Genomic DNA, 7,519 nt, shown 5'->3' with positions numbered 1-7,519 from the left:
CGAAGTAGTTGACGAAGAAGAACGTAGTAGATTGGAAGTCGTAAACATAGTGAAGTGATGATGGCAAAGAGGTCACACCTGTTCCCATACCGAACACAGTAGTTAAGCTCTTTAGCGCCGATGGTAGTTGGGGGTTTCCCCCTGTGAGAGTAGGACGTCGCTTCGCACACGTAAGCCGATGAACATAAACGTTCATCGGTTTTTTTTGTGCCCTTTTTTCGTGGACGGCTCTCTCGTTGTTCGCTACAATAATATGAGGATTATTTAGAAAAGAGTGAAATGCAAATGCAGCAGCAAAAACCGTTAGTCGAAGCATTACAAAAATTTCAGCAGCAAAAAACAATGTCATTTCATGTCCCAGGTCATAAAAATGGACAGCTCACGACATTACCTTCTATTTATCATAATGTGTTACAAATGGATGTAACCGAATTAACCACGCTTGATGATTTACACTACCCAGAAGAATGTATATTAGAAGCGACGAAGCTTTTACAACAAACATATGACGCGAGCCGCAGCTTCTTTTTAGTGAATGGTTCAACCGTTGGGAATTTAGCGATGATTTATGCGACTTGTCAGCAAGGAGATACTGTACTTGTACAACGTAACGCCCATAAATCTGTTTTTCATGCGTTAGAGCTTGTTGGCGCTGTACCCGTTGTACTCGCACCTGAGTGGCATGAGGAGACAAAAACAGCTGGGCACATTGCGCTTCATACATTAGTTCACGCACTAGCACAATATCCTTTCGCAAAAGCACTTATATTAACATCTCCAACATACTACGGTGTCACAGCTCCGCATTTACAGCAATTAATTGAGCAGGCACACGCTTATTCGATTCCGGTACTTGTCGATGAGGCACACGGAGCGCACTTTGCGGCGAGTAGTCATTTTCCTGCTTCGGCGCTTACGCTAGGTGCAGATGTCGTTGTGCAATCTGCGCATAAAACATTGAGTGCGATGACAATGGCTTCGTTTTTACATGTGAAATCGACGCTTGTCGATGAAGAACGTATTGCTAAATATTTACGGATGTTACAATCAAGTAGTCCGTCGTATGTGTTACTTGCGTCATTGGACGATGCGCGCCATCAAGTAGCAAATTATACACAAGCAGACTATCATGCACTGATGCAAATACGCACGCAACTAATCGATGCGTTACGCATGATGGAGCTTGTGGTCATTGAAGCAGCTGACCCATTAAAGCTATGCATTCGCGCAGAAGGCTATAATGGTTTTCAACTAAAGGCCGCATTAGAGAAGCAACATGTATATGCGGAGCTAGCAGATAATGAACAAGTATTATTTGTGTTACCTTTAGTGACTGCAGATGCTCAGCTAACATATCAAAAGGAGATCGAGGCGATTCGTCACGCTGTTACACATTTACAAAAAGAGCAACCAATCCATAAAGTATTTCCGACGCTTGATTATACGGAGCGTGTTACATGTATTGAGCGAAGCAGAGCAACTAAACAACAGCTCGTCACGTTAGAGCAAGCAATCGGACAGCGAAGCGCACAAAGCATTGTGCCATATCCTCCAGGTATTCCATTAATGATGCACGGTGAAACGATAACAGCGCAGCATATTGAGGCATTGCTGCACTATCAACAGCTCGGTTGTCAAATACAAGGGGAACATGATTTAACGAACAATCAATTATACGTAATGAAAGAGGATTAATATGACAGGTTTATTTATTACATTTGAAGGTCCAGAAGGCGCTGGAAAAACATCGGTACTACAACGAATTAACGAGATTTACAGCGGCAGTACGCAAGATATTTTATTTACGCGTGAGCCGGGCGGTATTGAAATCGCAGAAAAAATTCGTGAAGTCATTTTAAATAAAGCACATACGGCTATGCATGAGCGTACAGAAGCATTATTATATGCAGCAGCACGAGCGCAACATTTTTTTGAAAAAGTCGAGCCAGCATTAGCTGCAGGTACACATGTTATTTGTGACCGCTTTATTGATTCATCGCTTGCTTATCAAGGGCATGCGCGTGGCATTGGCGTTGCTGAAGTAAAGGCAATTAATGAATTTGCAATTGGTGAGCGTATGCCAGACGTGACGATCTTTTTTGATATTAAGCCAGAGCGCGGATTAGCACGTATTCAAGAGGCCGATGAGCGTGAGAAAAACCGATTAGATGTCGAAGGCTTAGCATTCCATCATCGTGTATATGAAGGATATCAGCAGTTGATTACATCGTATCCATCACGTATTCGGGTTGTCAATGCAGACCAACCAATCGACGTTGTTGTGGCAGATGTGCTAGCGATTTTAAACGAGGTCATTGGCGTAAAGTAATGTAGTGCCGTTTAGTTGTATGTTATAATAAAGCTACCTACTGACGAAAGGGTGAGCGCATATGAAAATGGTAATCGCAGTTGTGCAAGACCAAGATAGCAATCGTCTATCAAATGCTTTAACAAAAGCAACGTTTCGTGCAACAAAATTAGCAAGTACAGGTGGCTTTTTACGTTCTGGTAACACGACATTTTTAATTGGAACAGATGATGAAAAAGTGCCAAACTTACTGAACTTAATACGAGAAAACTGTCGTGCGCGTGACCAATTAGTGGCACCAGTTTCGCCAATGGGCGGTAATGCAGACGCATATATACCGTATCCAGTAGAAGTTGAAGTTGGTGGCGCAACGGTGTTTGTGTTACCGATTGAACAATTCCATCATTTTTAATGAAAATGCTGTCCTGGTTGCGAATGATATAGGCAGCGGAGTGAGGAATCTCAATGAAAATTAACCAAAATATGCGAACTGGCTTAGGTCAGACGCCGCAAAATATGCAAAATCGTGCCGTGAACAATCGCTTCGGTGAAATGGTTGTGAAGCAAGGGAATCAAATGCAATCGGAGCAGTTAACACGTCTATTCGGTGATATTTCAGCAGCGGGAGACCGCGTTGCACGTTCACGCAATTTACGTGAACTAGCGCGATTTAAAATGCTTGTGAAGCGTTTTTTACAAGAAGCCGTTGATTATGGCTTTGAGTTAAAGCAATCGCAAACATGGAATCGCTTCGGTGAAGGTCGCCGTTTAAAAGTGGTCGAGACAGTTGATAAACATTTAGTTGAGTTAGCTGAAGACTTATTAAATGAAGAAAAAGAAACAATTGATTTATTAGATAAAATTGGTGAGATTAAAGGTTTACTAATTAATCTATACACATAACACCCGTGCACGTTCGCGCGGGGTTTTTTCTAAATGAATGAAACGAGCAGGAGGAGTAGGCTTTGACGCGTACAATTGAGCAATTAAAAACGATCCAACCAGTCGTCATAAAGCAACTTCAAACGATTATTGAAAAAAATCGAACTGCCCATGCATATATTTTTGATGGAGAGCAAGGAACAGGGAAACGAGAAGTTGCCCATTTTTTTGCGAAATTATTGCTGTGTGACAATATCATACATAATGTTCCATGTGAAACATGTCGACAATGTATACGTATTGAATCGGGCAATCACCCGAATGTCGTCGAAATTATGCCAGATGGTGCATTTATAAAAATTGAGCAAGTACGTGAATTACTTGCGGAGATGAAGAAAAAAGGGATGGAAGAAGGTCGCAAAATATACATCCTACACGATGCAGATCGTCTAAATGTCGGAGCAGCAAATACGCTCCTTAAGTATTTAGAAGAACCGGACGGCGTAGTGACCGCCATTTTAGTGACCGCACAACTGCAGTCTATATTGCCGACAATTCGGTCTCGTTGTCAGCATATTAAATTTCAAAAAATGCCACGCGCTGTGCTCATTGAAAAGCTGTTAGCAGCAGGTGTTACACAGTCGATGGCGAGCACCGTTAGTATGGTGACAAACGAGCTAGAAACTGCCATTGCATTATCACAAGATGAGCAGTTTGCATCTGCACGAAAGACAGTGTTAAAATTAGTAGAAGCAGTTCAAAAAAATGTACACGAAGCGTTATTGATTGTACATGAAGATTGGCTTCCTTCATTTAAAGAGAAGAGCGACATGGAGCAAGCGTTAGATTTATTATTGTTTGCTTACCGAGATATTGTGGCATATAAAGCCAATCCCGATGCAGCTTTTACTTATCCTGATTTATTACCGCTGTTGCGTGAAGTATCGTTGCAAACGACGTATGAGCAATTGTCGAATCAACTGCAAGCGATTTTGCACACACGCAGTAATTTACAGCGTAATATGAATCGGGCACTGATGATGGAGCAGCTTATGCTGAATCTGCAGGAGGGGTAAATTTTGTATAATGTTGTAGGCGTCCGTTTTAAAAAAGCGGGTAAAATATATTATTTTGATCCAGCTGAGTTTGAATTAGCTGTAGGTCAGTATGTCATTGTGGAAACAGCACGAGGCATTGAATATGGAAAAGTCGTTGTGCCGGTGAAGCAAGTAGGCGAGAACGATGTTGTATTACCGTTAAAACAAGTAGTGCGTCCAGCGAATGAGCAAGATAGCATACAAGTCGAAGAAAATGTGGCAGAGTCGCAGGAGGCATTTAATGTCGCAACAACGAAAATTGCCGAGCATTCTTTAGAAATGAAGCTTGTTGATGTCGAGTACACATTTGATCGCAATAAAATTATTTTTTATTTCACAGCAGAAGGTCGTGTTGATTTCCGTGACCTTGTGAAGGATTTAGCGTCGATATTCCGTACGCGTATTGAACTTCGACAAATTGGGGTTCGTGATGAGGCAAAGCTTTTAGGTGGTATCGGACCTTGTGGGCGTATGCTATGCTGTTCGACATTTTTAGGGGATTTTGAGCCAGTGTCGATTAAAATGGCAAAAGACCAAAACTTATCGCTAAACCCAACGAAGATTTCAGGGCTATGCGGCCGTTTAATGTGCTGTTTAAAATATGAAAATGACGAGTATGAAGAAGCGAAAGCGAACATGCCGGATGTCGGTGAATTTATTCGTACACCTGAAGGAAAAGGAAAAGTCATTGGTTTAAATGTACTCGAGCGTTTAATTCAAGTACAATTAAAAGAGACAGACCGCGTAGTAGAATACGCGTTGCAAGAAATTTTGGATTGTGAAAAAAATCTTATATAGATAAAGATTAATGAGGTGGCTTGAGTGAAGGACCGTAATTTTTTAGATACTGTTATGGAGTTCGAACAACAGCTCGAAGTGATGCAGACGCAATTTTCCACATTGAAGCAATTTGTTGCACATATGATGGAGGAGCACCAAACACTTCAAACGGAAAACCTTCACCTGCGTAAACGCTTGGAGGAAGTGCTGAACCAACAACAGAGCGAGACGCAATCGGGGAAAAAAGTGAGTGCTGTGGACATCGGCGAAGGCTATGATAACCTTGCACGACTTTATCATGAAGGCTTCCATGTGTGCCATATACATTTTGGAAGTTCACGAAAAGGTGAAGATTGCTTGTTTTGTTTATCGTTTTTAAACAAACAAAATGGTTAATACATGACATGAAAGGCTGGGGCTTACTGCTGTAAGTCTCAGTTTTTTAGTCGTTTCGAATGGTAGGCAAGGAGGATTTTATGGAGTTTTTACAAGGCGATGAACGCTTAGATTATTTATTGGCAGAGAATTTACGTATTATTCAAAGCCCATCCGTATTTTCGTTTTCATTAGATGCAGTGCTACTTGCGAAATTTGCAGGTATACCGCTATCAGCACGTGGGAAAATTGTCGATTTATGTGCGGGGAATGGTGTTATTCCGCTATTTTTATCTGCACGCTCAAAAGCGCACATTACCGCGGTTGAATTACAGCCACGTTTAGCCAATATGGCACAGCGCAGCGTTGCGTATAATGAATTAACAGAACAAATCACAATTATTGAAGGCGATGTCAATGATGCACCCGCAATGCTTGGTGTCGAAAAGTATGATGCTGTGACATGCAACCCGCCGTATTTTTTAGCACATGAATTAACGGAAAAGCATAGCAATGAGCATCATGCGATTGCCCGTCATGAGTTACATTTAACGCTGGAGCAGGCCATTATGGCATCAAGTCGTTTATTAAAGCAGGGTGGGAAAGCATCGTTCGTCCATCGTCCAGGTCGTATGCTTGATATTGTGACACTTATGCGCAAGTACCGTCTAGAGCCAAAGCGTATTCAGCTCGTATACCCGAAACAGGGCAAGGAAGCGAATACGATTTTAGTGGAGGGCATTAAAGATGGTAAGCCAGATGTAAAAGTGCTACCACCGTTATATGTGTATGACGACAACAATGAATATACAAAAGAAATTGCTGAGTTGTTATATGGAAAACAATAAGCATACATTTTATGTACTACAATGTGCAGATGGAACATTTTACGCAGGTTACACAAATGATTTAGCGAAGCGAACGGCAACACATAATGCAGGCAAAGGGGCAAAATATACGAAGCCTCGTTTGCCCGTAAAGGTTGTCTATACCGAAACATTTGATACGAAGCAAGAAGCAATGCGTCGAGAGTATGCATTTAAGCAATTAAATCGTTCACAAAAAGAACGTATCATATGGGGGGAACGACATGAAATCTCAAAAAAGTAGTACGCATGAAACAGGAAGTTGTTTATATTTAGTCGCAACGCCGATTGGGAACTTGGAAGATATGACGATGCGTGCATTACGCATTTTAAAAGAAGTTGATATGATTGCGGCAGAGGATACACGAAATACGAAAAAACTGTGTAATTATTTTGATATTCCAACACCACTATTAAGCTATCATGAGCATAATATCGAAGTAGGTGGCGAAAAGATTTTACAGCTACTGCGTGACGGTAAACAAGTTGCATTAGTAAGTGATGCAGGCTTACCTTGTATTTCGGACCCAGGTGCAGATATCGTCGAAAAATCGATAGCTGAAGGGTTTGCGGTTGTACCGATTCCAGGTGCGAATGCTGCATTAACAGCACTTATTGCGTCAGGTATTACACCACAGCCATTTTATTTTTATGGCTTTTTAGGGCGTGCGAAAAAAGAGCGTAAAGAAACGCTTGAAACATTACGTCGTCGAGAAGAAACGATTTTATTTTACGAAGCACCGCACCGCATTAAAGATACGTTAAAAGATATGCATACAGTGATGGGCAACCGTCGTGTTGTGCTGGCACGTGAATTAACGAAGAAGTTTGAGGAGTTTTTACGTGGGACGTTAGAAGAAGCGGTAGAATGGGCGAATACAAATGAAATTCGTGGTGAGTTTTGTATCGTGCTAGAAGGTAATCAAGACGGTGAAGAGATATTTGATGAAGCACCGTATTGGCAAGACCTGTCATTAGAAGAGCATGTCGATTATATGATGAGCGAATTTGGTCAATCATCAAAAGACGCTATTAAAGAAGTAGCAAAATTACGTGGCATGCAAAAACGCGACGTGTATAATGCCTATCATCAATAATTCATAAGAAAACCCCAAGTGGCTGTTTCACGAATAACGTGAATTTCACTTGGGGTTTTTGGCGAATTAAATGCTTATATCAAGCACTATGTAATTGGTTACAGAGCGCTTTAA

At 41.4% G+C, this 7,519-nt stretch carries 10 protein-coding genes and 1 rRNA gene; all 11 read left to right on the top strand.

The genetic code is table 11. The annotated features are described in order from the left end of the window. Positions 1-50 precede the first annotated feature (50 nt). Positions 51-166 (top strand): 5S ribosomal RNA (gene rrf, locus A6M13_RS10080). Positions 167-285: 119 nt separating this feature from the next. Beyond that, the gene (locus A6M13_RS10075) at positions 286-1,695 is read left to right on the top strand and encodes an aminotransferase class I/II-fold pyridoxal phosphate-dependent enzyme (RefSeq protein ID WP_066545592.1); all 1,410 of its coding nucleotides are present in this window, start codon (positions 286-288) and stop codon (positions 1,693-1,695) included. Position 1,696: 1 nt separating this feature from the next. Next, entirely contained in the window at positions 1,697-2,329 is a 633-nt protein-coding gene (gene tmk / locus A6M13_RS10070; protein ID WP_066545590.1) for a dTMP kinase, read from the top strand. A 61-nt stretch (positions 2,330-2,390) separates the two neighbouring features. Next, positions 2,391-2,720 (top strand): cyclic-di-AMP receptor, encoded by a 330-nt coding sequence (locus A6M13_RS10065; RefSeq protein ID WP_066545586.1) that lies wholly within the window; start codon positions 2,391-2,393, stop codon positions 2,718-2,720. A gap of 53 nt (positions 2,721-2,773) precedes the next feature. Continuing rightward, entirely contained in the window at positions 2,774-3,211 is a 438-nt protein-coding gene (locus A6M13_RS10060; protein WP_066545583.1) for a YaaR family protein, read from the top strand. Positions 3,212-3,273: 62 nt separating this feature from the next. Continuing rightward, the gene (gene holB, locus A6M13_RS10055) at positions 3,274-4,266 is read left to right on the top strand and encodes a DNA polymerase III subunit delta' (RefSeq protein ID WP_066545576.1); all 993 of its coding nucleotides are present in this window, start codon (positions 3,274-3,276) and stop codon (positions 4,264-4,266) included. Between the two features lie 3 nt (positions 4,267-4,269). Further along, on the top strand, positions 4,270-5,085 hold the full coding sequence (locus A6M13_RS10050) for a PSP1 domain-containing protein (RefSeq protein WP_066545574.1): 816 nt from the start codon (positions 4,270-4,272) through the stop codon (positions 5,083-5,085). A 24-nt stretch (positions 5,086-5,109) separates the two neighbouring features. Then, a complete protein-coding gene (yabA, locus tag A6M13_RS10045; RefSeq protein ID WP_066545573.1) occupies positions 5,110-5,463 on the top strand; it encodes a DNA replication initiation control protein YabA in 354 nt (117 codons plus the stop codon). Between the two features lie 80 nt (positions 5,464-5,543). Beyond that, positions 5,544-6,290: a tRNA1(Val) (adenine(37)-N6)-methyltransferase gene (locus tag A6M13_RS10040; RefSeq protein WP_066545570.1), complete on the top strand. Its 747-nt coding sequence runs from the start codon at positions 5,544-5,546 to the stop codon at positions 6,288-6,290. Next, positions 6,277-6,552, top strand: coding sequence for a GIY-YIG nuclease family protein (locus A6M13_RS10035; protein WP_066545567.1), 276 nt, complete (start codon positions 6,277-6,279; stop codon positions 6,550-6,552). Before A6M13_RS10040 ends, A6M13_RS10035 begins: the two co-directional genes overlap by 14 nt. Then, a complete protein-coding gene (gene rsmI, locus A6M13_RS10030) occupies positions 6,533-7,405 on the top strand; it encodes a 16S rRNA (cytidine(1402)-2'-O)-methyltransferase (protein WP_066545565.1) in 873 nt (290 codons plus the stop codon). Before A6M13_RS10035 ends, rsmI begins: the two co-directional genes overlap by 20 nt. Positions 7,406-7,519 lie beyond the last annotated feature (114 nt).

This window comes from Caryophanon tenue (genome assembly GCF_001700315.1).
GTDB lineage: Bacteria > Bacillota > Bacilli > Bacillales_A > Planococcaceae > Caryophanon > Caryophanon tenue.
The sequence above is the reverse complement of the archived record's forward strand: the minus strand, read 5'-3'. Positions and strand labels throughout refer to the sequence as shown.

Excerpts from the sequence above, each read along its gene's own strand:
- A6M13_RS10065 (WP_066545586.1), top strand. The coding sequence starts at position 2,391 with ATGAAAATGGTAATCGCAGTTGTGCAAGACCAAGATAGCAATCGTCTA.
- A6M13_RS10075 (WP_066545592.1), top strand. The coding sequence starts at position 286 with ATGCAGCAGCAAAAACCGTTAGTCGAAGCATTACAAAAATTTCAGCAG.
- A6M13_RS10040 (WP_066545570.1), top strand. The coding sequence starts at position 5,544 with ATGGAGTTTTTACAAGGCGATGAACGCTTAGATTATTTATTGGCAGAG.
- A6M13_RS10060 (WP_066545583.1), top strand. The coding sequence starts at position 2,774 with ATGAAAATTAACCAAAATATGCGAACTGGCTTAGGTCAGACGCCGCAA.
- rsmI (WP_066545565.1), top strand. The coding sequence starts at position 6,533 with ATGAAATCTCAAAAAAGTAGTACGCATGAAACAGGAAGTTGTTTATAT.
- A6M13_RS10035 (WP_066545567.1), top strand. The coding sequence starts at position 6,277 with ATGGAAAACAATAAGCATACATTTTATGTACTACAATGTGCAGATGGA.
- tmk (WP_066545590.1), top strand. The coding sequence starts at position 1,697 with ATGACAGGTTTATTTATTACATTTGAAGGTCCAGAAGGCGCTGGAAAA.